Source organism: Trinickia terrae (assembly GCF_005144415.1).
GTDB classification, from domain to species: Bacteria; Pseudomonadota; Gammaproteobacteria; order Burkholderiales; family Burkholderiaceae; genus Trinickia_A; species Trinickia_A terrae.
Map to the genome: position 1 here is coordinate 346,642 of NZ_SWJE01000004.1, position 25,413 is coordinate 372,054.

Sequence of the window (25,413 nt, forward strand, 5' to 3'; positions counted from 1 at the left end):
GGCGCAACGGAGAGACGCGATGATTGCAAGAGTGACCCGCAATGAGTTTTCGAAGGGCTTTTTCGACGCGAGCCGGCCGGCGATCGTCGCCGATGCGCTCGGCGACTGGCGTATCGCCGAACGCTGGACGCCCGCGTATCTCGCCGCCGTCGCGCAAAGCCGGGCCGTCGTGTCGAGCCGCGCGAACGACGGCCAGTACCGGTTCGAGCCGTCGCACGACGGCGCGCGCTCGCACGCGTTCGACAACAGCGAAACGGCGTTCGGCGAGGTCGCCCGGCGCCTCGCGGACCCCGATGCCGGCGATCCTGTCTACGTGATGCAGCAGTCGATACCGGACAAGCTGCCGGAGCTGCTCGGCAATCTCGTGGTGCCGCATTGGATCGAAGCCGAACGCCCGGCCATCAACCTATGGTTTGGACGCCGTACGACGACCCAGCTGCATTTCGACTATTCGAACAATTTCTTCGCGCAGCTTCACGGCAGCAAGGCGTTCACGCTCTTCGACCCGCGCGACAGCGACTGCCTCTATCCGTACCCGCACGAGACGGCCACCGCCCATCTGTCGCATGTCGACGTCGATCGGCCCGATCTCGAACGGTATCCGGACTTCGCGCGCGCCAGCCCGATGCGCTTCACGATGGAAGCCGGCGAACTGCTGTTCCTGCCGGCCTTCTGGTGGCATCACGTCAGCGCGCCCGGCGTCGCTGTGTCGGTCAATTTCTGGTGGCAGCCGGGATTGCGCCAGATTCTGGATGCGCGCAATTCGACCCGCGCGCTGCCGAGCCTGTATGCCATCGATCGCTTGCGGTCGTTCAAGCAGTCGTTTCTCGAGCCCGCGCAGCTGGATTTCGTCACGGCCGCCGAGCGCTTCCTCGATCACGGCAGGACGTGGGCGGCGGGCATCCTGGCCCTGGCCGCATTCGACGAATGGGGGAGCGGCGGGCCATGGCCGGGCGCCGCGCGGCGTCCGGCCGGATGCCGGCTGAGCGGCCTGGCCGACGACCTGCGCGAGCTCGGCGCGATCGCGCTCGCGCGCGACGGCGCGCCGACGGCGCAACGGCATGCGATCGAAGACGCCGCGTCGCTCGCCGGGGCGGTGGCGCAACGGCACGACGACGCCTTGATCGAGCGGGAACGCGTCGCGGCATTGCTCCATGCCGTGACCGTGCTGGGTGCGGCGCCGGGCACGGCCAGCGCATGAACACGTCCGCGCAGGCTCGCGGCGGGCACGGCTCGCGCGCGGCATTCGGCTTCGTCTTCGTGACTGCGTTGATGAATGCGGTCTCGTTCGGCATCGTGCTGCCGGTCCTGCCGAACCTGATCAAAGCGTTCGCCGGCGGCGACACCTCGCGCGCCGCGCAATGGAGCACGCTGTTCAGCGTCGTCTGGGGCGTGATGCAGTTCGTCTGCGGGCCGGCGATGGGCGCGCTGTCGGACCGGATCGGGCGGCGCCCGGTACTGCTGATCTCGCTCGTCGGGCTCGCGGCCGATTTCTTCATCATGGCGTTCGCGCCGAACCTCATGTGGCTGCTGGCAGGCCGCATCGTGAACGGCATGACGGCCGCGAGCTTCGCGACCGCCAACGCCTATATCGCCGACGTGACGGCGCCCGATGAACGGGCCCGGGCGTTCGGCAGGATAGGCGCTGCGCTGAGTCTCGGGTTCCTGGCGGGACCGGCGCTCGGCGGCCTGCTGGCGACCGCCGGCTTGCGCGTCCCGTTCTTCGTGGCCGGCGCGCTGACCGCGATGAACGCGCTGTACGGCCTGCTCGTGCTGCCCGAATCGTTGCCCGTGGAACGCCGGACGAGCCACATCGACTGGGGCGCGCTGAGCCCGCTCGGCGCACTGCGGTTTCTGGGGCAGCGCGCCGGCCTGCTCCAGCTATCCCTGATCGGCGGCTTGTTTTCGTTTGCCTGGATGGTCGGCCCGTCGATATTCGTGCTGTACGGCGGATATCGCTATGGCTGGTTGCCCGCGACGATCGGCATCGTGATGATGGCAAGCGGCCTCATCGGCGCGGTGACGCAAATGAACCTCGTGGGCCCGGTCGTCGCGCGCATGGGAGAGCGCGGAGCGATGCTGATCGGCGCGGCGGCGGCGGCAGTCGGCTATGCATGCTTTGGCTGCGCGTCCGCGGGATGGGGCTATCTCGCCGCGATCCCCGTTTTCGCGCTTCACCATCTCTTCATGCCCGGGTTGCAGGGCTTGATGACGAGCCGCCTCGGGGAAAGCGAGCAGGCCCGGCTGCAAGGCGTCGTGCAGGGCGTGCAGGGTATCGCGTCGATCATCGGGCCACTGGTATTCGGACTCGTCTTCGCATGGTCGAGCGGTGCGGAGTCGGCCGCTTATGAAGCGGGTTGCGCTTTCTTTCTTGCATCGGGAGTGATGGCGCTTGTTTTCGTGCTTGCGGCGAGGATTGGGTAGGGCGAGTCAAGGCGCCGCCCATCCGCTGTCGCCTGGTGTTTGCACAATTTTTATGCGCTTTCGTCAATGTGACGGTTTGAATCGTCATTCCGACGAAATACGTAGTCAAAGCGCAGCATTTTGCATCTATAAACTGTTTTTGCGCCTCCCTACACTGTGTGCAGAGTTTCCATTCACGACACACGGAAGAATCAGGAGAAGCGCATGAAAGTTGCCATCGTCGGTGCCGGTTTGATCGGCCACACCATTGCCCACATGCTTCGTGAGACCGGCGACTACGAAGTCGTTGCGTTCGACCGCGACCCGCACGCGCTCGCCAAGCTCGACAAAGAGGGGATTCCCATCGAACGCGTCGATTCGGCCGATGCGAGCGCCATTCAAAGCGCCGTGCAAGGGTTCGACGCGCTCGTCAACGCGCTGCCGTACTACCTCGCCGTGAACGTGGCCGCTGCAGCGAAGGCCGCGGGCGTCCACTACTTCGACCTCACCGAGGACGTGCGCGCGACCAACGCGATCCGCAGCCTCGCGGATGGCGCGGCGCACGCTTTCATGCCGCAGTGCGGCCTGGCTCCCGGCTTCATCGGCATCGCCGCGCATGAACTGGCGAACCGCTTCTCGGAGATCCGCGAAGTGAAGATGCGCGTCGGCGCGCTGCCCGAGTTTCCGACCAATGCGCTCAAGTACAACCTGACCTGGAGCGTCGACGGCCTCATCAACGAATACTGCCAGCCGTGCGAAGCGATTCGCGACAACCGCACGCAATGGGTCCAGCCGCTCGAAGGCCTCGAGCACTTCTCGCTCGACGGCATCGAATACGAAGCGTTCAACACCTCGGGCGGCCTCGGCACGCTATGCGAGACGCTGTCGGGCCGCGTCGAATCGCTCGACTACAAGTCGGTCCGCTATCCGGGGCACCGCGACCTCATCAAGTTCCTGCTCGAAGAGCTGCGCCTGTCGAGCGACCGCGACACGCTCAAGACGATCATGCGCCGCGCCGTGCCGTCGACCGCGCAGGACGTGGTGCTCGTCTTCATCACCGTGACGGGCATTCGCGACGGCCAGCTCGTGCAGGACGTGTTCACGCGCAAGATCTTCGCGAAGACTGTGTGCGGCATGCCGATGAGCGCGATCCAGATCACGACGGCCGGCGCGATGTGCGCGGTGCTCGACCTGTTCCGCGAAAAGAAGCTGCCGCAAAGCGGATTCGTGCGCCAGGAGCAGGTGTCGCTGAGCGAGTTCCTCGGCAATCGCTTCGGCAAGCTCTATGAAGGCGAGACGCTCGGCGCGATGGCGACGGTTTGAGCGCTGCCTTTGGAGGGCCGTGTTCGACAGCCTGCTCGAGCGGACAGGCTGACGCATCACGTGCTGGCGCTATCTGAGAGAAACGGGCGGACGCCGCCTGGCTGAAGCGCCGGATTCGCAACCGCCGACACAAGAAAAAACGGCCACGTGCTCGTCATGGAGTGCGTGGCCGTTACGTTTTCAGGCGCCGGTTATAGCGCTCTCACACAGGCCCCGGCGGCAGGATCGTGGCCGGCCGTGGCGGCGCCTGCACGATATCGCGGAGCAGCGCATCGAAATCGGCGGCGCTTGGCGCCGTGTTGTCGAACATCAGCAGGCCCTCGCGCGCGGCGCCGGACGGCACGAAGCGGCGCTGCCTGTACTCGTCCCAATGCGTGAGCTTGTACGCATCGTTTGGATTGCCGCGCGCGACGATGCGCGCGTGCGCAGTCTCCTCAGACGTGAACACCCAGACGATCCGGATCGCCACATCGTCCGCGATACCGAGCCATTGACGGTCGAACAGACGCCGGTCGCGAATCTCGCGCGAAAGCGGCCCGATCACCACGGCGCTGATGCCGAGCTCGAGATTCTCGCGCGCGGTATCGATAAGGCCGCGGTACTCGGGGTCGCGCAGATGCTGGAGGAAGAGGGGGCTGTCGCGGTCGTTCGGGTCGCCGGTCAGAGCCTGCATCGCGGCGGCGCTGTATTGCCCGTAGAGGGTGTCCTTGTCGAGCAGGCAGAACGCGTTGCCCGTCGCGCGCATCAGCGGCCCGATCAGGCGCTTGGCGATCGTCGTCTTGCCCGTGCCCGCGTGGCCGCAGAGAAATACCAGATGGGTCACGAATGCTGGTCCTTTGCGTTGTCCGCCGGTGCTTTCGCGTCTTTCGCGCTTTCGGCGGAATCGTGCGCGAAGGTGTCGTTGGCGTCGAGCCACATCACGTTGATGATGCCGAAGCCGAGCGCGACGCCGATACCGAGTATCCAGGCGAAATACCACATGGCGGTCTCCTTGAGATACGTCCGATCATGATCAAGAACGCCCGGCGGCGCAAGAGCGAACGGTCTGGCGCGCTGTGTGCGCCGCGCGCTGCACGCGCGCACGGCGAGCCGCTACACTCGTGCGCATTCGAGGCCGACGACCGGGGTGCGCATGGGCAACGAAGAGAAGACGAGAGCGGCGCGACGCACGAGGGTGGCTGGCGCGCTTGCGGCGTGCGTCGCCGCAAGCGCGCTCTTCGGCGGCTGTGCCGCCACGCCTGCCGCACCCGTGGCGTTCAGGCCAGTACCGGCCGAGCGCATTCTCAAGCCCGATCTCACGCAGCCAGCCGCGGACAAGGTCGCCGTCGACCTGCGCCGCGAGCGCACCGACAACGTGATCGTGCGGTTTCGCGATGCGCTCGTCTACGTCGACGGCGCGCAGGTCACGGATCTGCAGAACGGCGAGCACGTCGTGTTCTATCTGAGCCCGGGCGTGCATCGGCTGGCGGTATCGACGCAGTTCGATCCGGTCGTCGAGATTCGTTTCACCGTCGATGCCCGCTATACGAATGTCGCGAGCGTCGCGTTCGACAAGGACCATCGCATCGGCCTGCGGCGCGTGCCGCATTAGGCTGACGAAGCGGCTGCTGCCTTGCGACGGGCGTTGCCGGACGCGCCGCGGCGCGCGCGGTTCGGCCCGGCGCGCCGCGCAATTGCGCTAACATGCGGCCGCTTGACGTGCAAACGCCTATTTCGAGGAGTGTGACCCGATGAACTCAGCCAGCCACGCGAAGCACCGCCTGATCGAGCGTTTCGGACTGCTGCCTCATCCGGAAGGTGGCCATTACCGTGAGACGCATCGCGATTCGGCGCGTGTCGCGCGCCTCCTTGGGCCCGCAGCGCTGAATCACGACGCGGCGGGTGGCATTTCCCGCTCGGCCTCGACCTGCATCTACTACATGCTCAGTGACGGCGCCTATTCGGCGTGGCATCGCATCCGCTCCGACGAGGTCTGGCATTTCTACGCGGGCGATCCGCTCGACGTGCATGTGCTCGACGCCGCCGGACGGCTCGTCACGCACCGGCTCGGCAATGCGCTGGCGCGCGACGACGCTGTGTTCCAGGCCGTCGTGCCGGCGGGCTGCTGGTTCGCGGCGGAGTGTCCCGCGCTTGACTCGGACTCGGAGGCTATCGCGGCCGGCTTCGCGCTCGTCGGCTGCACGGTCGCGCCGGGGTTCGAGTTCAGCGAGTTCGAGCTGGCCGACGCCGCGGCGCTTGCCGACGCACACCCGGACCATGCGGCGCTGATCCTGCGCCTGGCGCCGCGCTCGCCGGCGTGAGCGCGCCTGTCACGAATGATGGACCGAAGGTAACGAAGGCATGCTGATCAACTGCGTCGTCTATCAAGACGGCCGAAAGCTCGCCGACATCGACATCGCCGATATCAACAGCTACGTTTCCCGGCCCGAATGCTTCGTCTGGGTCGCGCTGAAGGACCCCGAGCCCGGCGAGCTCCAGCAGATGCAGCGGCAATTCGGCTTGCACGAGCTCAGCATCGAAGACGCGCAACACGGCCACCAGCGTCCGAAGATCGACGAGTACGGCGACCCGCTGTTCGCCGTGCCGACGATGATCGCCGGCATCTACGGCATGTATTTTCAGAGCATTCCCGAGCTGAGCTGGAAGTACGGATATCACACCTGCCTCGCCGTGATGGTGGCGATCGATATCGTGCTCTGGTGGCGCTTCAGGAAAGCCGGGTGGCTCTGAGCGGCGCGCGTTAGCGCCTCAGCGCACTGGCGTTGCCGCGTGCTCGCCGACCACGGTCGTCCACGGCCGGATCTTCCAGTTCGTCACCAGCCCGTTGCGGACATAGGGGTCGTTGGCGGCGAACGCCTCGGCCGCCGCCGTGGATTCCCCCTGGAACAGCAGCACCGCGCCGTCGACGGGGTCGGCGAGCGCGCCGGCGAGCAGCAGTTCGCCGCGTTCCACGGCTGCCCAGGCCAGTGCGAGGTGTTCGGCGCGATATTGAGCGCGGCGTTCGAGGTAGTCGGACGCGAGATCGTACATGAGCAGGTAATGCATGAATCGTCTCCTGAAATTTCACACAATTAATATATTCAATAACATCGCGTGACCTCGTGCCGTGCGGTGCTGCCGCGCAGCATCGGAGGCCGCGCGACAACCGTCACGCCAGCGTTCGCGCCGCCCGGGAGCGGGCTCGCCGCGGCTCGCCGGCCGCATCGGCTTCCTCGCCGTCGTTGCGCGGCAGCGCAGCAATCAGGCGGTCGAGATGCTGATACGTTTCATCGAGCGCGCTCGTGCCGAGACGCTCTTCGAGCAACTGGTATTGCGCATCGACGCGCGGGCCGATCTGCGCCACCAGCTCCGCGCTCTTGGGCGTCAGCGTCACGACGAGCTTGCGCTGGTCGGCAAGCGGGCGCATGCGCCGGATCAAGCCGTCGCGCTCCATGCGCTCGAGCACGCCGGTCAGGCTCGGGCTCAGGATGCAGCAGAGCTTCGCGATCTGGCCCGCTTCGAGCTCGCGCGACGGCTGGGCATCGAGCGTGCGGATGATGCGCCATTGCTGCTCGGTCAGCGAAAATTCGTTGAGGATCGGACGGAACATTCCCATCAGCGTTTCGCGCGCCTGCAGCAGCAGCATCGCGAGATTGCGGTGGTCGAACGGGCGGGTCATGGTTCGGGAAGGGAAGGCAAAACCAAAATCTTAGCAAGGACGCGTCGCGCAGGGTAGCGCCGTCAACTATTGGCAGAAAATCTTGCCTATGGTTAATATATTAATTAATATGTTCCGGCAACCCATCCTGCCCATGAGCAAGGAGTAGAAGCCGATGAGACTACCGCTGGTGACTGACAAGGCCACGCGCACGCCGCGCGGCGAAGTCGAGCTGAAAACCGTCTACGGCGTGCTGCTGAATTTCCGCAGCGCGCTCGCCGCGCTGGGCGAGGCGGTCAACGCCGCGCCGTACGGCAAGCCGCCGCAAGCGCCGATTCTCTATATCAAGCCGGCCAACACGCACGCTAGCGACGGCGCCTCGGTCAGCGTGCCGGGCGGCTTCGGCGAGCTCGAAATCGGCGCGACGCTCGGCGTCGTGTTCGGCCGCCGCGCGACGCGCGTATCGGCGGACGACGCGCTCGATCACGTGCTCGGCTACACGGTCGCGAGCGACGTGAGCGTCCCGCATCCGAGCTACTACCGCCCCGCCGTGCGCTTCAAGTGCCGCGACGGCTTCTGCCCGCTCGGGCCGTCGGTCGTGGCGCGCGACGCCGTGCGCGAGCCGGACCGCCTGTCGCTCGCGGTGCGCGTGAACGGCGAGACCCGGCTCGAAACCAGCACGAGCGACCTGGTGCGCCCGGTGGCGCGCCTGATTGCCGACGTCACGTCCTTCATGACGCTCGACGCCGGCGACGTGCTGCTGATCGGCGTGCCGGCCAACGCGCCGCGCGCCCGGGCAGGGGACAAGGTCGAAATCGCCATCGGCGAAGTGGGAACGCTGACGCATACGCTCGTGACGGAGAAGATTGACGGCCCCCACGCTCACTTGGCTTTGCATGGGACCGGAGTAAGCGCCGAAGGCGCTAACTCCGGATCGACACGTTCGCTGCCCCCCAAGGGGGCGGATGCCTCCCTTGGGGCGGCCCGGCGGGAGGCACGATGAAAACGGCACGTGTGGTATTCAACGGCGCGGTCCACACCGCGACGCCCGCGGGCGTCGGCCTGATCCGCCTCGACACCGGCCGCGTGCTCGAAGAGCGCGACGTGAGCTGGCTGCCGCCCGTCGAGCCGCGCACGGCCTTCGCGCTCGGCCTGAACTACGCCGACCACGCGAAGGAGCTCGCGTTCAAGGCCCCCGAAGAGCCGCTCGTCTTCCTCAAAGGCCCGAACACGTTCGTCGGCCATCGTGCGCAGACCGTGCGTCCGGCCGACGCGGCCTACATGCACTACGAGTGCGAGCTCGCCGTGGTGATCGGCAAGACCGCGCACAACGTGCCGCGCGCGGCGGCCTACGATTGCGTGCGGGGCTACACGGTCGCGAACGATTACGCGATTCGCGACTACCTCGAGAACTACTACCGCCCGAACCTGCGCGTGAAGAACCGCGACACCTGCACGCCGCTCGGGCCGTGGCTCGTCGACCGCGACGACGTGCCGGACCCGATGAACCTCACGCTGCGCACGTTCGTCAACGGCAACGAGACGCAGCGCGGCTCGACGCGCGACATGATCTTCGACATCGCGTCCCTGATCGAATACCTGAGCAGCTTCATGACGCTCTCGCCGGGCGACGTGATCCTCACGGGCACGCCGGAGGGCCTCGCCGATACGAAGCCGGGCGACGAGATCGTGACCGAGATCGAAGGCGTCGGCCGGCTCGTCAATTCGATCGTCAGTGAAACCGACTATTACCGCGCGGGCTGAACGGCGCCGGCCAAAGGAGCAAACGAGATGACCATCAAGCACTGGATCAACGGCAAGCAAGTCGAGAGCCGCGACACCTTCATCACCTACAACCCGGCGACGGGCGAGGAAATCTCCGCGGTCGCCTCGGGCGGCGCGCCGGAAATCGATCTCGCGGTGCAGGCCGCGAAGGACGCCTTCCCGAAGTGGGCGAGCACGCCCGCCAAGGAGCGCGCGAAGCTGATGCGCAAGCTCGGCGAGCTGATCGACAAGAACGTGCCCCAGCTCGCCGCGCTGGAGACGCAGGACACCGGCCTGCCGATCTCGCAAACGAAGAAGCAGCTGATCCCCCGCGCATCGGAAAACTTCAACTTTTTCGCCGAAGTCTGCGTGCAGATGAACGGCCGCACCTATCCGGTCGACGACCAGATGCTGAACTACACGCTCTACCAGCCGGTCGGCGTGTGCGCGCTGGTGTCGCCGTGGAACGTGCCGTTCATGACGGCGACCTGGAAGACCGCGCCGTGCCTCGCGCTCGGCAACACGGCGGTGATGAAGATGTCGGAGCTCTCGCCGCTCACGGCCGACCAGCTCGGCATGCTGGCGCTCGAAGCGGGCATTCCGCCCGGCGTGTTCAACGTCGTGCAGGGCTACGGCGCGACGGCTGGCGACGCGCTCGTGCGTCACCCCGACGTGCGCGCGGTGTCGTTCACCGGCGGCACGGCGACCGGCAAGAGGATCCTCGAAAGCGCGGGCCTGAAGAAGTACTCGATGGAGCTCGGCGGCAAGTCGCCCGTGCTGATCTTCGACGACGCGGATCTCGAGCGCGCGCTCGACGCCTCGCTCTTCACGATCTTCTCGATCAACGGCGAGCGCTGCACCGCGGGCTCGCGCATCTTCATCCAGCGCTCGATCTACGACGAATTCGTGCGCAAGTTCGCGGAGCGCGCCAACCGCCTGATCGTCGGCGACCCGGCCGACGAGAAGACCAACCTCGGCGCGATGATCACGCGCGCCCACTGGGAGAAGGTGACGGGCTACATCCGCCTCGGCGAGCAGGAAGGCGCGAAGATCATGGCCGGCGGCCCGGACAAGCCGGCGGACCTGCCCGCGCATCTGAAGAACGGCAACTTCGTGCGGCCGACCGTGCTCGCGGGCGTCGACAACCGCATGCGCGTCGCGCAGGAGGAGATCTTCGGCCCGGTCGCCTGCCTGATTCCGTTCGACGACGAAGACGACGGCCTGCGGCTCGCCAACGACACGCAGTACGGCCTTTCGTCGTACATCTGGACGCAGGATGTGGGCAAGGTCCATCGTCTCGCGCGCGGCATCGAGGCGGGCATGGTGTTCGTCAACAGCCAGAACGTGCGCGACCTGCGCCAGCCGTTCGGCGGCGTGAAGGCCTCGGGCACGGGCCGCGAAGGCGGCGAGTACAGCTTCGAGGTGTTCGCGGAAGTGAAGAACGTCTGCATCTCGATGGGCAGCCATCACATTCCGAAGTGGGGAGTCTGAGATGGGCAAGCTTTCCTTGGCCGCCAAGATCACGCACGTGCCGTCGATGTATTTGTCCGAGCTGCCAGGGCCGCATCACGGCTGCCGGCAGGCCGCGATCGACGGGCACAAGCGCATCGGCGAGCGCTGCCGCGAGCTCGGCGTCGATACGATCGTCGTGTCCGACGTGCACTGGCTCGTCAACGCCGGCTATCACGTGAACTGCAACAGCCGTTTCAAGGGCGTCTACACGAGCAACGAGCTGCCGCACTTCATCAAGAACATGGCGTACGACTATCCGGGCAACCCGGAACTCGGGCGCTTGATCGCGGCGAGAGCGACCGAGCAGGGCGTGTTCACGCGCGCGCACGAGATCGACAGCCTCGAACTCGAGTACGGCACGCTCGTGCCGATGCGCTACATGAACGGCGACCAGCATTTCAAGGTCGTGTCGATCGCGGGCTGGTGCGCGTGGCACCAGCTCGACGAGAGCCGGCGCTTCGGCGCGGCGCTCAAGGACGCGATCGAGGCGAGCGATGCGAACGTCGCGTTCCTCGCGAGCGGCTCGCTTTCGCACCGCTTCAACGACAACGGCAGCCCCGAAGAAGCGATCCACATGATCAGCCGCGAGTTTTTCCGGCAAGTGGACGAGCGCGTCGTCCAGCTCTGGAAGGCGGGTGACTTCGCGACCTTCTGCAAGATGCTGCCCGAGTACAACGCGCATTGCTTCGGCGAGGGCGGGATGCACGACACGGCGATGCTGCTCGGCCTGCTCGGCTGGGACAAGTACGACAAGCCGGTCGAGATCGTCACCGATTACTTCGCGAGCTCGGGCACCGGGCAGATCAACGCGATTTTTCCGTTGCCTTGAAGCCGCTCATCGAAGGAGCCTCTACATGCCCCACATCACCGTCGAATACACCGCCAACCTCGGCGCCGAGGCCCGCATCCCCGCGCTCTTGAAGACGATCAACGACACGCTGATCGCACAGGACGGCGCGTTCCCGATCGGCGGCATCCGCTCGCGCGCAATCGAATTGCACGACTACCGCGTGGCCGACGGCGCCGAGGACGACGCCTTCGTCCACATCACGCTGAAAATCGGCGCGGGGCGCAGCGACGCAGTGAAGAAGAAAACCTGCGACGAGCTGTTCGAAGCCGTCAAGGCGCACTTCGCCGAGGTGTACGCGAAGCGCTACCTGGCGCTGTCGATGGAGTTGATCGAGTTCAGCGAAAGCGGCACTTACAAGCACAACAACATTCACGCGCGCTACAAGCGCGCCTCCTGAGCGTCACGCTCGGAACTTCCATTGGGGAATCGCACATCATGCTGAGCCAAAGCACGATCGAACTGCTGGCGAAGAAGCTCCACCAAGCCGAGCGCAATCGCGAGCAGATTCGCCAGATCTCGCTCGACCACCCTGACATCACGATCGACGACGCCTACGCGATCCAGCGCGAGTGGGTCGCCATGAAAATCGCCGAAGGGCGCGTGCTGAAGGGGCACAAGATCGGGCTGACGTCGAAGGCCATGCAGTACACGTCCCAGATCGACGAACCCGATTTCGGCGCGCTGCTCGACGACATGTTCTTCGCCGAAGGCGGCACCGTGCCCGTCGACCGCTTCATCGTGCCGCGCGTCGAGGTCGAGCTCGCGTTCATTCTCGGCAAGCGGCTCAAGGGGCCGAACTGCACGATCTTCGATGTCTACGACGCGGTCGACTACGTGACGCCCGCGCTCGAGATCATCGATGCGCGCAGCCATTCGATCGACCCCGAGACAAAGCGGCCGCGCAAGGTGTTCGACACGATCGCCGACAACGCCGCGAATGCGGGCGTCGTGCTCGGCGGCCGGCCGGTCCGGCCGCACGACGTCGATTTGCGCTGGGTCGCGGCGATCATGTCGCGCAACGGCGTGGTCGAGGAAACCGGCGTCGCGGCGGGCGTGCTCAACCATCCGGCCAATGGTGTCGCGTGGCTCGCGAACAAGCTCGCGCCGTTCGACGTCGCGCTGGAGCCGGGGCAGGTGATCCTCGGCGGATCGTTCACGCGGCCTTGCGCGGCCAGGAAAGGCGACACGTTCAGCGTCGACTACGGCCCGCTTGGCACCATCCACTGTTATTTCGGCTAAGCCGACGGATGCTTTGTCAGCGGCATCAAGCGGTACAGCAACAAGGAGTCCATTCAGATGCGGTTTCCGGTGAATACCTTCAAGGCGGCGCTGCGCGGCAGCGAGCCGCTCATCGGCCTGTGGCTCGGGCTCGCGAACCCGTACAGCGCGGAGGTCGTCGCGGGCGCCGGTTTCGACTGGCTGCTGATCGACGGCGAGCACGCGCCCAATACGCTGACGACGATGCTCGCGCAGCTCCAGGCGATCGCGCCGTATCCGTCGCAGCCCGTGGTGCGCGTGCCGTGGAACGATACGGTGCTCATCAAGCAGGTGCTCGACATCGGTGCGCAGACACTGCTCGTGCCGATGGTGCAGAACGCCGAGGAAGCGCGCGCGGCAGTGGCGGCGACGCGCTATCCGCCGCAGGGCGTGCGCGGTGTCGGCAGTGCGCTCGCGCGTGCGTCGCGCTGGAATCGCGTGCCTGAGTATCTGCATCGCGCGAACCAGGAAATTGCGGTGCTCGTGCAAGTCGAGACACGCGAGGCGCTGGCGAACCTGGCCGAGATTGCGGCCGTCGACGGCGTGGACGGCGTGTTCATCGGCCCCGCCGATCTGGCAGCGGATTTCGGGCATCTGGGCAACCCGAATCATCCCGACGTGCAGCACGCCATCGAGGTGGGGCTGACCATGATTCGCGCGGCGGGCAAGGGTGCGGGGATTCTGTCAGCCGATGAGACGGCGACGCGCCGCTATCTGGACGCCGGGGCGACGTTTGTTGCCGTGGGTGTCGATACGACGCTGCTCGCGCGCGGCGCCGAGCAGTTGGCCGCGCGTTTCAAGCGAGCGCCGGAAGCCGCGCGTCCTGCGGATTCGACTTACTGATCGTCCAGACCGATACGCCGGCCGGGTCGATATTGAAGCGCTGCTGCGTATCGATTTGCCAGCGCGGGTCGTCGCTGGCGACGTCGAGGCGCACGCCGCCGGTTTCGATTCGCACATAGCGCTCGCCGCGGCGCAACTCGACGGCGTCGATCGTGCCCGCGTGCGCGCCATTCGGCGACGCGCCAATCGCCTGCGAGGAGACGCGCCACATCACGCGCTGCCCGGTTGCCAGCGATTCGCCGGCGAGCGGCAGTATGAGGTCGCGGCCAATCCGCACCCGCCCCGGGGCGCATACGATCCCTTCGCCGACATTGCCGAGCCCAAGCAGCTCGGCCACGCGCATCGACGCGGGCTTCTCGTACACGGCTTCGATCGCCCCCGCCTGCAGCAGTCGGCCATGCTCGATCACGAGCACTTCGTCGGCGAGCAGCGCGGCTTCGTCGGGATCGTGGGTGACGAGGACCGTCACCGCTGCGATCTCGCGCTGCAGCGCGCGCAGCGACTGCTGCAGGCGCCGGCGGCGCGGCGTATCGAGCGCGGCGAACGGCTCGTCGAACAGCAGCAACCGGCTGTGGCGCGTGAGCGCGCGAGCGAGCGCCACGCGCTGCCGCTGGCCGAACGACAGCTCGTGCGGCAGACGCGCGATAAGCGTCGACAGGCCCAGGTGCTCGACCCAATAGCGCGCGCCGGCCGCATCGGCGCCGACCGGAAAGGCCAGCTGCTGCGCCACCGTCATGTGCGGGAACAGGCCGTAGTCCTGCGGCATGTAGCCGATCTGGCGGCGCTCGGGCGGCAGCGCGCCGAGATCGGTCGCGCCGAGCCGCACTGCGCCGCCCTCGTTGCGCTCGAGCCCCGCGATGAGGCGCAGCGCGAGCGATTTCCCCGAGCCCGACGGACCGATGATCGCCAGCCGGCGCGTCGCGGCCGTGTAGGCGATATCGAGGCCGAACGAGCCGAGATGGCGGGTCAGATGGAACGTGAGCTGCAGATCTTCGGCGGCGGGACGCGTGGCGCGGCCGGCGGGCGCGTCGGCGTCGTCGGCGCTCTCGGCCGGCAACATGCCGACGCGCTGCCGACGGCTATAGATCGACAGCGCCGCGCAGACGATCGCGATCGCGAGCGTCGGCAACAGGAGCGGCATCATCGCGGGCAGCCCCTGTCCGCCGAACACCACATAGGTATAAACCGGCAGCGAATACGGGTGATAGGCAACCATCACGGTCGCGCCGAATTCGCCGAACGCGCGCAGCCAGGCGAGCGCGAGACCGGCGCGTATCGCGGGCCACGCGACCGGCAGCATGACCCGCAGGAAGCGGCTGCCCGCGTGATGACCGAGCGTCGCGGCGACGTCGTCGAGCACCGGATCGACGGCGGCGAACGCGGATTTGGCCGCGATGACGAGGAACGGCGCGGCGACGAACGTCTCCGCGAGCACGATGCCGGCGAACGAATCGGTGAGGATGCCGCCCGTGACGCGGCCGATCGGGCTGTAGGGCCCGAGCAGGAACAGGAGCAGCACGCCGCTCGTCAACGGCGGCAGCGCAAGCGGCAACTGCACGATGAAGCCGAGCAGGGCCATCTTGCGCGAGGTCGAGCGCGCGAGGAAATACCCGAGCGGCACGCCGCCCGCGAGGATCACGAGCGACGCGACGCTCGCGCTCGCCGCCGACACGCCGACCGCGGACCACGTCGCCCGCCAGTCGACGTTCGCCCAGTCGGCGTAGCCGAGCTGCGGCACGCTCGCGGCGAAAGGCGCGCAAAGGTACACGGCGAGCAGCGCGGCAAGCCAGAAGAGCGGACGGGCGGCAAGCGGCTTCATGGGTTCCTGGTCGGCAATGCGGATAAAGCGGGCAACTTAGGCACGGCAGCCTTATCGCGCCGCATCGATCACGGCTTGGACCGGCGACGGAATCGCATCGGTGCTGCCGGTGACGGCGGGCTTGACGAGATCGACGCCATGCTCCTCGAGCAGCGCGCGGCCCTTGGCGCTCATCAGGAAGTTGACGAAGCGCGCGGCGCCGGCCGCGTTTTGAGCGTCGTTGAGGATCGTCAGCGTGTAGCTCGCCTTGGCTTGCAGCTCGGGCGCGGGACGCAGCGCCGGAATCTTCAGGTCCGAGGTTTCGGTCGAGTAGAAGAAGCCCGCGTCGAGCTGGCCGGACTGCAGCCGTCCGACGAGCGTTTCCTCAGGCAAGACCTGCGCCGGGTTCTCGGCATCGCCGAGGATCTTCTGGACGAGATCCGGCTGGTGGTAGAGATCGGCGGCCTTGGTCACCATCTCCACGGTGAACGCGCCCTTCGGATCGAGCTTCGGATCGGTGCGGCCGATGCGGATGCCCGGCTCCTGCAGGACCTGGTCCCAGCGCTTGGTCTTGAAGTCCGCCGCGAACGTGCTCTTCGGGTTATAGCCGATCATGAGCGGCGACTCGGCGAAGTTGACGTACCAGCTCACGTGGTCGCCGTTGGCCGCGCCCATCAGGCCCGTGTTGACCTTCGGGCTCGCGCTGATGAACACGTCGCCGCGGCGCAGCTTGCCTTTGATCTCATTGGCGATCTTGTTCGATCCCGCCGCGTAGCCGCGGAATTTCAGGCCGGTCTCCTTTTCGAAGGCCGGGCCCACACTGCGCTCCATCAGGTTGACGAGCGATCCCGCGTACAGGACGTTCACCGTGCCGTCCTGGGCCAGGGCGGGGGATGCCGAGATCACGCCGGCGGCGAGCGCCGCGGCGGTCAGCAGCTTGCGAATCATTGTTGTTCTCCTTCGCGTTATAAAGGTCGGAATATTACGCTGGCTTGACGCGGGATGCCCGCAGCAAATACGGGATTCGATATGTTGCCTATGGCGTGGCGGGCAGCGTGCGGGCGTATGCATCGAGCGTAATATATGCGCCGATACAGCGGTAGTCCCGGATTGCCGCAACCGACTCCCGAGGAAACGCCATGACGATGACGAACGCCGCGCTCGAACTGGCCGGCCACGCAACCGATGACGCCCTTGCCGTAAGCGGGCAGGTGTGCCGGCCGCTTTCCCTGAGCCTAGACGACTTGCGCGCGTTCGAAAGCATCGTCGCCGCGCCGTTCGATTTGCGCTGCTTCAAGACCAAGCGCTTTGTCCGCGGCGTCGGCGGCTACCGGGGCGCGCGCCTGACGGACGTGATCGGCGCAGCCGGCCTGCTCAACGAGTCGCCGACGGATTTCAAGCGGACTGTGTTCATGGCGGTCGCGCACGACGGCTACGCCGTCACGTTTTCGTGGCACGAACTCTTCAATACGCCGGTCGGCGAGCGCGTGCTGATCGCCTACGAGTGCGATGGACAGCCGCTCGGCGCAGAAGAGGGCGCGCCGATCCTGTTTTCGGGTTCGGATCGGCATTCGGCGCCGCGGCATGTCAAGCGGCTCGCGCGCATCGTCGCGCGCGTGCTCGTGCCGTGAACGCGGAGCCGGAGGACGCGCCCGATGCCGCTGCGCGAGCGTTCGCTGCGCTGATGGAGCAGGCCGCAAACCCGGATTCGACCGATACCCGCTTGTTCGCCAAGCTCGTCGCGGCGCGCGCGGCGCGGCACGACGAGGTGCTGCTGGGGCTCTCGATGGGGCAGTGGAGCGCGCTGTTTGCGCGGCACTACGCGCGGACGGCGGCGCCGTCCTTGCGCGCTGCTGCGGCGATCAGCGATGCCGCGCATGGCGAATTCGTGCCGGCGCTGCGCGCGTTGCTATTGGCACATGCAAGCGCCGACGTGAATGCCGGCGACGCGCAGTGCCTGGCGTCGATCGTCGCCCACGCCTGCTTGCGCCCCGATCATCTCTGGCGCGACTTGGGCCTGAGCGGCCGCGACGAGGTCTCCGCCATGCTAGAACGCTATTTCCCCGCGCTCGTGGCGCGCAACGTCGCCAATCTGCGCTGGAAAAAATTTCTCGCGCAGGAGTTGGCCTTGTCGCAGGGAAATGCGCCGGGGCCGGCGCCGGGCTGTCCGGGGTGCGAAGAATACGGGCATTGCTTTCCGAGCACGTCGTGAAGTGGCTGTGAAGGCGTCGTCTGCATGCCGCCGCCGTCTGCCGTACACTGCGGCTCTTCTTTTCCCCTCACGCACAGCCCATGTTTTCCGCTTCCGTCGATTCCAACTTGCCCAAGGCCGAGCTTTATCAAGAACTCGTCGCGCAGGCCCGCGCGCTTGTCGGCAGCGAAACCGACCGGATTGCCAACGCGGCCAACTTTTCTGCGCTCGTCTATCACTCGCTGCCCGGCCTCAACTGGGCCGGCTTCTATTTCTTCGATGGCGCCGAGCTCGTCGTCGGCCCGTTCCAGGGCAAGCCCGCCTGCGTGCGCATCGCGCTCGGCAAGGGCGTCTGCGGCACGGCGGCCGAGACGCGCAGCACGCAGGTCGTGCGCGACGTGCATCAATTCGCGGGCCACATCGCCTGCGATTCCGCATCGCAATCGGAGATCGTCGTGCCGCTCGTCGCCGCCGACGGCTCGCTGATCGGCGTATGGGATGTCGACAGCCCCGTGCTCGCCCGTTTCGACGACGAGGATGCGAAGGGGATGGAGGCGCTGTGCCGCGTCTTCGTCGAGCGCTGGGGCGGGTAAGACCGGCCTTCGCTCAGTCGAACACCGGCGATTCCACGCCGAGCACATGATGCAGCCTCGTGCTGGTGGTCGTGTACTGCATGTGGATCTTCTTGCCCGGGAACACGTAGGGCGCCGCGCCGAACGCCGCCAGCGCCGCCTCGTGGAAGCCCGAGAGGATCAGCTTCTTCTTGCCGGGATAGGTGTTGATGTCGCCGACCGCGAAGATGCCGGGGATACTGGTTTCGAACGTCGCGGTATTGACCTTGATCTGCCGGCGCTCGACTTCGAGCCCCCAGTTCGCGAGCGGCCCAAGCTGGAGCGCCCAGTCGAGTGCGGAATCGCCGCCGCCGCAGATCACGATGTCCTTGTCGCGGAACGGTTCCGGATCGCGCATGCAGTAGAAGAGCTGCCGCCCGTGATGCTTGTCGATGCCGGATACCTTCAGCGTGCGCGGCTGGAACGAGCCAACGCCCGCTGCGATGAAAATCGTCGTCGTGATGAATTCCGTGCCCTTGCTCGTGCGCACGAAGAAGCGCTGGTCGGCGAGCTGCTGGCCGGTGCAGACAGGTACGGCGGGAATGTCGTAGATCGGTTTGTCCGGATAGAGCTCGACGCACTGGCCGCCGACGACGGGCAGCGAATCGACCACATGGGCCTTGATTTCGAGCAGGCCGAGTTCGAAGACCTGGATAAAAAGCGGGGCATTCCGGCCGATGCGCGCACGCGAGCCCGCTTGAAAAGGATGGACCTGTCTTGCTTGAAATGTCGATGAAGCACTCGACTCGGCGTGATGAGACGCGAGTGAGGCGAGGGTGTCGATGGGACCGCTCGCGCTGTGCTTCAGCGCGAGCGGTGCGCCAGTATGGAGAGCGAAGGTTCGTGGGAAATGAGTGAGCGGCGTTCGAAACAGCTCGTGTTGCCGAACGCCGCAAGATGAAGCGAACTGTTCAGCCTACAAACGGTTCGACCTCGCGCCGGTTGCCGAGCAGGAATGCATCGGCAACGTGCCGGAACGGGCGCACGTCGACGTCCTGCGCGCCATGGTCGATCAGCCAGCGGAACCGTTCGTATAGCGACGGGTATTCGCGCTCCGCTCCGAGGCTCACCGGCGCGCCGGCGATGTCCAGGCGCTTGCCGCCCTCGGACAGGTGCAGCAGCCCATCATCGGTCTTGACTTGGATTTCCCATTGCTCGACAGGGCCGTGGCGCCAGTCGAACTCCACGTGGACCGGCACGCCGTGCTCGTCGGCGAACTCGAGGTCCGCGGCGATCGGCGTCTGCACGTTGGCAGGCACCGACAGCAGCGCCGAGCGCAGCACGATCTCGCGCGGCAGGATGCGCGTCACGATCGAGAGCGCGTTGATGCCCGGATCGAAGACGCCCAGCCCGCCCGGCTCCCAGATCCACGCCTGGCCCGGATGCCAGCGCCGCACGTCCTCTTTCCAGCGCACCTCGACCGAGCGGATCGTGCGCTCGGCGAGCCAGTCACGCGCTGTTTCCACCGCGGGCGCGTGACGCGAGTGCCAGGTCGCGAAGAGCGTGCGCCCGGCGTCGGCGGCCATGGCGCGCAGCACCTCGACTTCGTTCAGGCTCACGCCCGGCGGCTTCTCCAGCATCACGTGCTTGCCAGCCGCGAGCGCGGCGCGCGCCTGCTCGAAGCGGACCTGCGGTGTCGCGCACAGCGACACGGCGTCGAGCGAGGGCTCCTCGGCGAGCAGCGCATCGATGTCCGGATAATTGCGCACGCCGTCGACCTTGGCGTTGCGGCTCGCGCAGGCCACCAGTTCGAAGCCGTTGCCGTTGGCGATCGCAGGCAGATGTTGATCGCGGGCGATCTTGCCGACGCCGACGATCGCGATAGAGAGTTTGGTGTTCATCGTGAGGTCAGGTTATGGATGTCTCCATTGCACATGGAGGGCATTGTGAGTCCTTCAGCTGCGCGGCGCCATGGCTGCGAAATCGACCTTGTCGCCCGTCGCGGGATCGCCCGCAGGATTCGGACGGCGCGGCCCGCCATGCGTCTTCGCTTCCGCGCCGAGCCCCGTCGTGCCATTCGACTTGCGGTGCGCCGCGTGCCGTTCGATCACGCGTTGCAGCAGGCAGAACACGCACAGCAGCGCGCCGATCACGATGCGGGTCCACCACGAGGAGAGCGTGCCGTCGAAGGTGATCAGCGTCTGGATCGTGCCGAGTATGCCGACGCCGAACACCGAGCCGATCACATAGCCGACGCCGCCCGTGAGCAGCGTGCCGCCGATCACGGTGGCCGCGATCGCATCGAGCTCCATGCCCTGGCCCTGCAGGCCGTAGCCGGACAGCACGTAGAGCGTGAACACCACGCCGCCGAGCGCGGAGCAGAAGCCGGAGAACGCGTACACGCCGATCTTCGTGCGCGCGACGGGCAGCCCCATCAAGAGCGCCGAGCGCTCGTTGCCGCCGATCGCGTAGACATTGCGCCCGAAGCGCGTGAAGTGCGCGACGTAGATCGCGACGGCGAGCGTCGCGAGCGCGATCAGCGCGCCGGTATTGAGCGAGCCGCTGCCGAGCGCCACGCTGAAGCCCGCGAGCGCATGAAAGGTCGGCTCGTTGATGGTGATCGATTGCGTCGTGATGAGGAAGCACGCGCCGCGCGCGAGGAACATGCCCGCGAGCGTGACGATGAACGGCTGCAAGCGGAAGAAATGAATCAGCGCGCCCATCGAAGCGCCGTAGAGCGCGCCGAACAGCAGCACGGGCGGCAGGATTGCCCACACGGGCCAATGAAAGCGCTCGGCGAGCACGGCGCAAAAGATCGTTGTGAGCGCAACGACTGCGCCCACCGACAGATCGATCCCGCCCGACACGATCACGAACGTCATGCCGATCGCGACGATCAGCAGAAACGCGTTGTCGACCAGTAGCCCGAACAGCACCTGCAGCGAGAAGAATCCCGTGTACATCACCGAGCCGAAACCGAACAGCGCGACGAAGAGCGCGACGGTGACGACGATCGGCAGCGTGCGGGGATCGACGAGACGTCCCAGCCTGTTCTTCATTTTGTGGTTCCCGTGTTGGTTCCTGCCAGCGGCTGGGGCCGGGCGAATCCGGCTGCGCGTTTCAAGTAGCGCGCGAAAAGTGCGCGGGCGCTCGCCGACTGGATCACGCTGACGAGCAGCACGACCACGGCCTTGACGACGAGCGTCGCTTCGGGCGGCACGCCGATCGAGTAGGTGGTGTAGGTGAGCGTCTGGATGATGAGCGCGCCGACCACCGTGCCCGCGAGGCTGAAGCGTCCGCCGAGCAGCGACGTGCCGCCGAGCGTCACCGCGAGAATCGCGTCGAGCTCGAGCAGGAGGCCCGCGTTGTTGCCGTCGGCGCTGCGCACGTTCGAGCTCGCGATGACGCCCGCAATCGCCGCCGTCAACCCGGAGAACACATAGACGCTGAACACGATCGCGCTCGATCGCAGGCCGACGAGGCGCGTCGCGACCGGATTGATCCCGATCGAGCGGATGAACAGCCCGAGCGCCGTGCGGTTCATGAGCAGCGAGGTGATCGCCACCGCGCCGATCGCGATCCAGACGGAGCAGGGCACGGCCGCGAGATAGCCGTCGCCGAGCACGAGATAGCCGTGCGAGCCGATCGGGATGATCTGGCCGCCCGTCAGCAATTGCGCCACGCCGCGGCCCGCCACCATCAGGATCAGCGTCGCGATGATCGGCTGCATGCCGACGAAGGCGACCAGCAAGCCGTTCCAGATGCCCGCGAGCACGCCCACGCCGAGCGCGGCCAGCACGGCCGTGCCGACCTGCGACGGATCGGCCGCGAGCACGGTGGCCGCCGCCGCGCCGGCAATCGCGACGATTGCGCCCACGGAGATGTCGATGCCGCGCGTCGCGATCACGAGCGTCATGCCGAGCGACACGATGACGAGCGGCGCGGCACGGTTGAGGATGTCGACCGGCGCGCCGAACAGGTGGCCGTCGAGGATCGAGATCGCGAGAAAATTCGAGCGGTGCGCGAGATCGAGCAGGATCAGAAGCGCGAGCGTGACCGCAGGCCAGAAGAGCGAATGCTTGAGCGCCGCCTTGATCGGGTTCATGAGGGGATTCACGAGGGCATTCATTGACTGTCTCCCGCGATCAGCCGATAGACCTGGTCTTCCGAGGCCGCATTGCCCGCAACCTCGGCCACCTTGCGGCGGTCGCGCAGCACCGCGATCCGGTGGCTCACGCGCACGACCTCGCTGACCTCGGACGAGATGAAGAGAATGCCGAGCCCCTTCGCGCAGAGCGCGAGCACGCGGTCCATGATTTCGAACTTGGCGGCGACATCGATGCCGCGCGTCGGCTCGTCGAGGATCAGCATCTTCGGCTGCGTTGCGAGCCAGCGCGCCAGCACGACTTTCTGCTGATTGCCGCCCGAGAGCAGCGCGATCGGCTGTTCCGCGTCGCTCGCCTTGATGCCGAGTTGCTTGATGTAATCGTCGGCGATCGCGCGCTGTCTGGCCTTGCTGATCGCGCGCCACCAGCCGCGCCGCGCCTGCAGGGCAAGAATGATGTTCTCGCGAATCGACAGCTCGGCGACGATGCCTTCCTTCTTGCGGTCTTCGGGGCAATAGCCGATTCCCTGCCGCACGGCGTCGTGCGGCGAGCCGAGCTTGACCGCCTTGCCGCCGACACTCACCGTCCCCGTATCGGCGCGCTCGGCGCCGAACAGGAGGCGCGCGGTTTCCGTGCGCCCTGAGCCGAGCAGCCCCGCGAGGCCGAGGATCTGGCCCGGCTGCACGTCGATGTCGACGGGACTCATGAGGCCGCGCCGGCCCACGCCGCGCATCGTCACGAACGGCGGCGCCTCGCTCTTGGAGACCGGCGCCTCGGTGGCGGCCTGCTTCAGGCGCTCGCTCATCCGCTCATGCCCGACCATCTTCGAGACGAGCCGCTCGACCGGCAGGTCCTTCGCCGGATATTCGCCTTCGCGCTCGCCGTTGCGCATCACGGTGATGCGATCGGAGATCGCATACGTCTGCTCGAGAAAATGCGTGACGAACAGGATCGCGATGCCCGAGCGCTTGAGCTTGCGCAGCACGTCGAAGAGGCGGGCGACCTCGCTGTCGTCGAGGCTCGAGGTCGGCTCGTCGAGGATCAGCACGCGCGCATCGACCGACACCGCGCGCGCGATCGCCACCATCTGCTGCACGGCGATCGGGTAGGCGTCGAGCGACTTGGTCACGTCGAGCGACACGTTCAAGTCGGCCAACGCCGCCTCGGTGCGTGCGTGGATCGTCTTCCAGTCGATCATCCCGCGCCGCTTCGGCTGGCGTCCCGCGAACACGTTCTCCGCGACCGACAGGTTGGGGCAGAGGTTGATCTCCTGATATAGCGTCTGGATGCCGGCCGCCTCGGCTTCGAGCGGCGCTGCGAATCGCACGGGCTCGCCGTTCAGACGCACCTCGCCGGCGTCGTGCGCATGCACGCCGGTCAGCACGTTGATGAGCGTCGATTTGCCGGCGCCGTTCTGGCCCATCAGCGTATGGACCTCGCCGGGAAAGAGCCGGAAGTCGACGCCTTGCAGCGCGTTGACGCCCGGAAACGATTTGCTGATGCCGATGGCTTCGAGAATAGGGGCTTCGCTCATGGACTTGGCAAAAAAGAGTCGCGGGTCCGGCACGATTTCAGGGTGGCCGAACCCGCGAGAAGCGCCTCAAAAACTTTCAAGAAAACGCCGGGCCGCCCCAAGTTTTCTTGACCCCCTCGGGGGGCCTGGCGCGCAGCGACAGGTCTGGGGGCACTCAGTATTTGCGTTGCGGCAGGATCTGTGCCGCAACACTCATCGGGAACACGGTTTCGTTGGTGACGATGCGCTTGGGCAACTGCTTGCCCGCGACGACGTCCTTCACCGCGGTCATCAGCTGCGGCCCGAGCAGCGGGCTGCATTCGACGTCGACATTGATCTTGCCCGCGATCATCGCTTCGAAGCCGCCCTTGGTCGCGTCGAACGAGACGACGTTCACGTCCTTGCCGGGCTTGATGCCCGCTTCCTCCATCGCCTGGATCGCGCCGAGCGCCATGTCGTCGTTGTGCGCGTAGACGACGTTGATCTGCTTGCCGTAGGTCTTCGCGAACGCCTCCATCACCTGCTTGCCGCCGGCGAGCGTGAAGTCGCCGCTTTGCGACGCGATGATCTTGAACTTCGGATCGTTCTTGATGATTTCCATCAGGCCGGAATGACGGTCATTGGCGGGCGCGGAACCGACCGTGCCTTGCAGCTCGGCGATGTTGATCGGGCCCGCATCGTTCTTGTAGTGCTCTTCAAGCCAGCGGCCGGCGCGGCGGCCTTCCTCCATGAAGTCGGAGCCGATCATCGTCACATAGAGCGACTGATCCTTCACGTCGATCGAGCGGTCGGTGAGGATCACCGGAATGTGAGCGTTCTTCGCCTCGGTCAGCACCGGCTCCCAGCCCGATTCGACCACGGGCGAGAACGCGATCACGTCGACCTTTTGCGCGATGTACGAGCGGATCGCCTTGATCTGGTTTTCCTGCTTTTGCTGCGCGTCGGAGAATTTCAGGTTGATGCCGGCCTCTTTGGCCGCCTGCTTGACCGACACGGTGTTGGCCGTGCGCCAGGCGCTTTCGGCGCCGACCTGCGCGAAGCCCAGCGTGATCTGCTTTTCCTGCGCGTGCGCCCCGAGGGCCGCCAGCGATAGTACGCCGCCGATGAGCGCACGAAGTGCCAAGCGTCTGGTGTGTTCCATTTCCGTCTCCGATTTTTTAGGGTTTATTTCGGCGCGGTGCAACTGGGTCCGGCATTCACGGCTAAGCGACGTGACGACGAACGCTAGCGCCACTTTCACAACGACTGCCATTTCAGACGCGTGCTTTCCAAGCGGTCAGCAGAAGCGCTAATAGCCATACTATATGTAGCACCAGCGCGGGTTTCGACTAGCGTTTTCCCTAGCTTGTTGTCTCAATTAGTCATGCTATTTCTGTATCGTGACTTGTACTTACCTCGCTCAGATAGCGGGTTTTCGTGCAAAATCGTAGACTGGCGCGATCAGGCAGCCCCAGAAAAGTTTAGCTAGAACCTGTAGGTTGCTCGTCAACGGTTTACTTAATAGTCTTACTATACAAAGAAGTCAGGCACACAACATGACCAACAAACCTCGCAAGCTCCGCTCCGCCCAATGGTTCGGCACGGCCGACAAGAACGGCTTCATGTACCGCAGCTGGATGAAGAACCAGGGCCTTCCCGATCACGTTTTCGACGGGCGCCCGGTCA

25 protein-coding genes and 4 pseudogenes are annotated in these 25,413 nt (G+C 66.2%); 17 read left to right on the forward strand and 12 right to left on the reverse strand.

What is annotated here, in order from left to right:
* Nucleotides 1-19 precede the first annotated feature (19 nt).
* The 3 genes from FAZ69_RS09270 (at nucleotide 20) to FAZ69_RS09280 (ending at nucleotide 3,726) form a co-directional block, all read left to right on the forward strand.
* A complete protein-coding gene (locus FAZ69_RS09270; RefSeq protein ID WP_136893645.1) occupies nucleotides 20-1,201 on the forward strand; it encodes a cupin-like domain-containing protein in 1,182 nt (393 codons plus the stop codon).
* Nucleotides 1,198-2,424, forward strand: a complete 1,227-nt coding sequence (locus FAZ69_RS09275) for a TCR/Tet family MFS transporter (protein WP_136893646.1) — start codon at nucleotides 1,198-1,200, stop codon at nucleotides 2,422-2,424. Before FAZ69_RS09270 ends, FAZ69_RS09275 begins: the two co-directional genes overlap by 4 nt.
* 204 nt (nucleotides 2,425-2,628) lie before the next feature.
* Nucleotides 2,629-3,726 carry a saccharopine dehydrogenase family protein gene (locus FAZ69_RS09280; protein WP_136893647.1) on the forward strand — a complete coding sequence of 366 codons (1,098 nt, stop codon included), beginning with the start codon at nucleotides 2,629-2,631 and terminating at the stop codon, nucleotides 3,724-3,726.
* A gap of 202 nt (nucleotides 3,727-3,928) precedes the next feature.
* Here the strand turns inward: FAZ69_RS09280 and FAZ69_RS09285 are convergent, their stop codons facing one another.
* A complete protein-coding gene (locus FAZ69_RS09285) occupies nucleotides 3,929-4,549 on the reverse strand; it encodes a P-loop nucleotide/nucleoside kinase family protein (RefSeq protein WP_136893648.1) in 621 nt (206 codons plus the stop codon).
* Nucleotides 4,546-4,707: a cytochrome bd-I oxidase subunit CydX gene (gene cydX, locus FAZ69_RS09290; RefSeq protein ID WP_136893649.1), complete on the reverse strand. Its 162-nt coding sequence runs from the start codon at nucleotides 4,705-4,707 to the stop codon at nucleotides 4,546-4,548. The genes FAZ69_RS09285 and cydX overlap by 4 nt, the downstream gene beginning before the upstream one ends.
* Before the next feature lie 76 nt (nucleotides 4,708-4,783).
* Between cydX and FAZ69_RS09295 the strand changes: the two genes are divergently transcribed.
* From FAZ69_RS09295 to FAZ69_RS34550, 4 genes and pseudogenes are all read left to right on the forward strand, one after another.
* Nucleotides 4,784-5,317, forward strand: coding sequence for a hypothetical protein (locus FAZ69_RS09295; protein WP_240702159.1), 534 nt, complete (start codon nucleotides 4,784-4,786; stop codon nucleotides 5,315-5,317).
* Between the two features lie 139 nt (nucleotides 5,318-5,456).
* Nucleotides 5,457-6,026 carry a cupin domain-containing protein gene (locus FAZ69_RS09300; protein WP_136893650.1) on the forward strand — a complete coding sequence of 190 codons (570 nt, stop codon included), beginning with the start codon at nucleotides 5,457-5,459 and terminating at the stop codon, nucleotides 6,024-6,026.
* A gap of 40 nt (nucleotides 6,027-6,066) precedes the next feature.
* Nucleotides 6,067-6,309 (forward strand): annotated as a pseudogene (locus tag FAZ69_RS34545) (CorA family divalent cation transporter); the annotation flags it as partial.
* A gap of 3 nt (nucleotides 6,310-6,312) precedes the next feature.
* Nucleotides 6,313-6,456: pseudogene (locus tag FAZ69_RS34550) on the forward strand (CorA family divalent cation transporter); the annotation flags it as partial.
* A gap of 18 nt (nucleotides 6,457-6,474) precedes the next feature.
* On the opposite strand, the gene FAZ69_RS09310 reads toward FAZ69_RS34550, so the two are convergent.
* Complete coding sequence (locus FAZ69_RS09310; RefSeq protein ID WP_136893652.1) at nucleotides 6,475-6,771, reverse strand: YciI-like protein; 297 nt, start codon at nucleotides 6,769-6,771, stop codon at nucleotides 6,475-6,477.
* Between the two features lie 193 nt (nucleotides 6,772-6,964).
* A pseudogene (hpaR, locus tag FAZ69_RS09315) lies at nucleotides 6,965-7,384 on the reverse strand (homoprotocatechuate degradation operon regulator HpaR); the annotation flags it as partial.
* Nucleotides 7,385-7,538: 154 nt separating this feature from the next.
* On the opposite strand from hpaR, the pseudogene FAZ69_RS09320 reads away from it, so the two are divergent.
* The 7 genes and pseudogenes from FAZ69_RS09320 to hpaI all read left to right on the forward strand — a co-directional run.
* Nucleotides 7,539-8,225: pseudogene (locus FAZ69_RS09320) on the forward strand (fumarylacetoacetate hydrolase family protein); the annotation flags it as partial.
* 137 nt (nucleotides 8,226-8,362) lie between these two features.
* Nucleotides 8,363-9,127, forward strand: a complete 765-nt coding sequence (locus FAZ69_RS09325; RefSeq protein WP_136893655.1) for a fumarylacetoacetate hydrolase family protein — start codon at nucleotides 8,363-8,365, stop codon at nucleotides 9,125-9,127.
* A gap of 27 nt (nucleotides 9,128-9,154) precedes the next feature.
* Nucleotides 9,155-10,618, forward strand: a complete 1,464-nt coding sequence (gene hpaE / locus FAZ69_RS09330; RefSeq protein ID WP_136893656.1) for a 5-carboxymethyl-2-hydroxymuconate semialdehyde dehydrogenase — start codon at nucleotides 9,155-9,157, stop codon at nucleotides 10,616-10,618.
* Nucleotide 10,619: 1 nt separating this feature from the next.
* Nucleotides 10,620-11,468, forward strand: coding sequence for a 3,4-dihydroxyphenylacetate 2,3-dioxygenase (hpaD, locus tag FAZ69_RS09335; RefSeq protein ID WP_136893657.1), 849 nt, complete (start codon nucleotides 10,620-10,622; stop codon nucleotides 11,466-11,468).
* Nucleotides 11,469-11,493: 25 nt separating this feature from the next.
* Nucleotides 11,494-11,886 carry a 5-carboxymethyl-2-hydroxymuconate Delta-isomerase gene (locus FAZ69_RS09340; RefSeq protein WP_136893658.1) on the forward strand — a complete coding sequence of 131 codons (393 nt, stop codon included), beginning with the start codon at nucleotides 11,494-11,496 and terminating at the stop codon, nucleotides 11,884-11,886.
* Between the two features lie 38 nt (nucleotides 11,887-11,924).
* Entirely contained in the window at nucleotides 11,925-12,728 is an 804-nt protein-coding gene (hpaH, locus tag FAZ69_RS09345) for a 2-oxo-hept-4-ene-1,7-dioate hydratase (RefSeq protein ID WP_136893659.1), read from the forward strand.
* Nucleotides 12,729-12,785: 57 nt separating this feature from the next.
* On the forward strand, nucleotides 12,786-13,589 hold the full coding sequence (gene hpaI, locus FAZ69_RS09350; RefSeq protein WP_136893660.1) for a 4-hydroxy-2-oxoheptanedioate aldolase: 804 nt from the start codon (nucleotides 12,786-12,788) through the stop codon (nucleotides 13,587-13,589).
* Here the strand turns inward: hpaI and FAZ69_RS09355 are convergent.
* Complete coding sequence (locus FAZ69_RS09355; protein ID WP_136893661.1) at nucleotides 13,543-15,408, reverse strand: ABC transporter ATP-binding protein/permease; 1,866 nt, start codon at nucleotides 15,406-15,408, stop codon at nucleotides 13,543-13,545. The two genes, hpaI and FAZ69_RS09355, sit on opposite strands and share 47 nt — an antisense overlap.
* Nucleotides 15,409-15,459: 51 nt before the next feature.
* A complete protein-coding gene (locus FAZ69_RS09360) occupies nucleotides 15,460-16,335 on the reverse strand; it encodes an extracellular solute-binding protein (RefSeq protein ID WP_136893662.1) in 876 nt (291 codons plus the stop codon).
* 191 nt (nucleotides 16,336-16,526) lie between these two features.
* Between FAZ69_RS09360 and FAZ69_RS09365 the strand changes: the two genes are divergently transcribed.
* The 3 genes from FAZ69_RS09365 to FAZ69_RS09375 all read left to right on the forward strand — a co-directional run bounded on the left by FAZ69_RS09365 (nucleotide 16,527) and on the right by FAZ69_RS09375 (nucleotide 18,171).
* A complete protein-coding gene (locus FAZ69_RS09365) occupies nucleotides 16,527-17,018 on the forward strand; it encodes a molybdopterin-dependent oxidoreductase (RefSeq protein ID WP_439654757.1) in 492 nt (163 codons plus the stop codon).
* Between the two features lie 53 nt (nucleotides 17,019-17,071).
* Nucleotides 17,072-17,599, forward strand: a complete 528-nt coding sequence (locus FAZ69_RS09370) for a nitrogen fixation protein NifQ (RefSeq protein WP_136893688.1) — start codon at nucleotides 17,072-17,074, stop codon at nucleotides 17,597-17,599.
* 80 nt (nucleotides 17,600-17,679) lie between these two features.
* Entirely contained in the window at nucleotides 17,680-18,171 is a 492-nt protein-coding gene (locus tag FAZ69_RS09375; RefSeq protein ID WP_136893663.1) for a free L-methionine (R)-S-oxide reductase MsrC, read from the forward strand.
* 13 nt (nucleotides 18,172-18,184) lie between these two features.
* Here the strand turns inward: FAZ69_RS09375 and FAZ69_RS09380 are convergent, their stop codons facing one another.
* From FAZ69_RS09380 to FAZ69_RS09410, 6 genes are all read right to left on the reverse strand, one after another.
* A complete protein-coding gene (locus FAZ69_RS09380; RefSeq protein WP_136893664.1) occupies nucleotides 18,185-18,868 on the reverse strand; it encodes an NAD(P)/FAD-dependent oxidoreductase in 684 nt (227 codons plus the stop codon).
* A gap of 232 nt (nucleotides 18,869-19,100) precedes the next feature.
* Nucleotides 19,101-20,030: a Gfo/Idh/MocA family protein gene (locus FAZ69_RS09385; protein ID WP_136893665.1), complete on the reverse strand. Its 930-nt coding sequence runs from the start codon at nucleotides 20,028-20,030 to the stop codon at nucleotides 19,101-19,103.
* Nucleotides 20,031-20,084: 54 nt separating this feature from the next.
* Nucleotides 20,085-21,188 (reverse strand): galactofuranose ABC transporter, permease protein YjfF, encoded by a 1,104-nt coding sequence (gene yjfF / locus FAZ69_RS09390; protein ID WP_240702160.1) that lies wholly within the window; start codon nucleotides 21,186-21,188, stop codon nucleotides 20,085-20,087.
* A complete protein-coding gene (locus tag FAZ69_RS09395; protein ID WP_136893690.1) occupies nucleotides 21,185-22,234 on the reverse strand; it encodes an ABC transporter permease in 1,050 nt (349 codons plus the stop codon). The genes yjfF and FAZ69_RS09395 overlap by 4 nt, the downstream gene beginning before the upstream one ends.
* Nucleotides 22,235-22,254: 20 nt before the next feature.
* On the reverse strand, nucleotides 22,255-23,769 hold the full coding sequence (locus FAZ69_RS09400) for a sugar ABC transporter ATP-binding protein (protein ID WP_136893666.1): 1,515 nt from the start codon (nucleotides 23,767-23,769) through the stop codon (nucleotides 22,255-22,257).
* Between the two features lie 154 nt (nucleotides 23,770-23,923).
* Nucleotides 23,924-24,889, reverse strand: a complete 966-nt coding sequence (locus FAZ69_RS09410) for an ABC transporter substrate-binding protein (RefSeq protein ID WP_136893667.1) — start codon at nucleotides 24,887-24,889, stop codon at nucleotides 23,924-23,926.
* Nucleotides 24,890-25,413: the final 524 nt, after the last annotated feature.